At 72.7% G+C, this 1,435-nt stretch carries 3 protein-coding genes; 2 read left to right on the top strand and 1 reads right to left on the bottom strand.

Annotated elements, in window-relative coordinates; translation table 11 throughout:
* Window positions 1-459 (top strand): NAD(P)/FAD-dependent oxidoreductase (locus B7767_RS32870; RefSeq protein ID WP_085575312.1); only part of this gene is annotated, 459 nt, incomplete at its 5' end.
* A 5-nt stretch (window positions 460-464) separates the two neighbouring features.
* Complete coding sequence (hemQ, locus tag B7767_RS32865; RefSeq protein WP_085575311.1) at window positions 465-1,196, top strand: hydrogen peroxide-dependent heme synthase; 732 nt, start codon at window positions 465-467, stop codon at window positions 1,194-1,196.
* Here the strand turns inward: hemQ and B7767_RS32860 are convergent.
* A partial coding sequence (locus tag B7767_RS32860) for an alpha/beta hydrolase (protein ID WP_179167378.1) occupies window positions 1,197-1,435 on the bottom strand: 239 nt, incomplete at its 5' end.

The raw sequence follows: 1,435 nt of genomic DNA, 5'->3' as shown, positions 1-1,435 counted from the left end.
GACGGCCGCACCATCAAGGCGTCCACCTTCGCCTCCGCCAAATGGGGCTGGATCGCCGAGGAGAACCCGGACCTGGTCGTCCTGCGCACCTCCGTGGGCCGCCACGGCGAGACGGAGATCCTGCGCCGCGACGACGCCGACCTCGTGGAGGTCTCCCGGCACGACCTGAAGGCCGCCGTCGGCCTGGTCGCCGCCCCGGTCGCCACCCGCGTCACCCGCTGGCCGGACGGTCTGCCCCAGTACCCTGTCGGGCACCACGCGCGCGTGGCCCGCGTCCGCGAGCACCTCGCCGGGCTCGCCGGTCTCGCCGTGTGCGGCGCGGCCTACGACGGCGTCGGCGTCCCCGCGTGCATCGCGAGCGCGTACGCCGCCGCCGACCAGATCCACGGTGACCTGCACGGTGTGCAGCAGCTCACCGCCGACCCGGTGCAGAGCCTCCACGGAGGAGCAGGAGAATAAGGGACATGAGTGACGACGCCACCACCCCCGCCCCCGACCGGATCCCGAACAAGGGCAAGCTGGCCAAGGACCTCAACGAGGTCATCCGCTACACCCTCTGGTCCGTCTTCAAGCTGAAGGACGTACTGCCGGAGGACCGCGCCGGGTACGCCGACGAGGTCCAGGAGCTGTTCGACCAGCTCGCCGCCAAGGACGTCACGATCCGCGGCACCTACGACCTGTCGGGCCTGCGCGCGGACGCCGACCTCATGATCTGGTGGCACGCGGAGACCGCCGACAAGCTCCAGGAGGCGTACAACCTCTTCCGCCGCACCAGGCTGGGCCGCGCGCTGGAGCCGGTCTGGTCGAACATGGCGCTGCACCGGCCCGCCGAGTTCAACCGGTCGCACATCCCGGCGTTCCTCGCCGACGAGACGCCCCGCAACTATGTGAGCGTCTACCCCTTCGTGCGCTCCTACGACTGGTACCTGCTGCCCGACGAGGACCGCCGGCGCATGCTCGCCGACCACGGCAAGATGGCCCGCGGCTACCCCGACGTGCGCGCCAACACGGTCGCCTCGTTCTCCCTGGGCGACTACGAGTGGCTCCTCGCCTTCGAGGCCGACGAACTGGACCGGATCGTCGACCTCATGCGCCACCTGCGCGGCTCGGAGGCCCGGATGCACGTCCGCGAGGAGGTCCCGTTCTTCACGGGCCGCCGCAAGGACGTCGCGGAACTGGTCGCGGGCCTGGCCTGATCAGGCGGCGGGCCGGGCCTCCCCGGTCCGCCGGTCCGCCGACGCCGGTTCCGGTTCCGGGTGCGGTGCGCAGGAGGCGCGCCGCCCCGGGACCCGGCCGTCCAGCAGATACGCCTCCAGGTGGCCGTGCACGCAGGCGTTGGCCCCGCCCGCGAGGCCGTGACTGCCGGCGTCCCGCTCGGTCACCAGCGCCGACCCCGCCAGCCGCCGGTGCAGCTCCAGGGCCCCGTCGTACGGGG

The sequence above is a fragment of the Streptomyces sp. 13-12-16 genome, from assembly GCF_002114215.1.
Lineage (GTDB): Bacteria > Actinomycetota > Actinomycetes > Streptomycetales > Streptomycetaceae > Streptomyces.
Note: the sequence above shows the minus strand (reverse complement) of the source record. Positions and strands in the feature narration are given on the sequence as shown.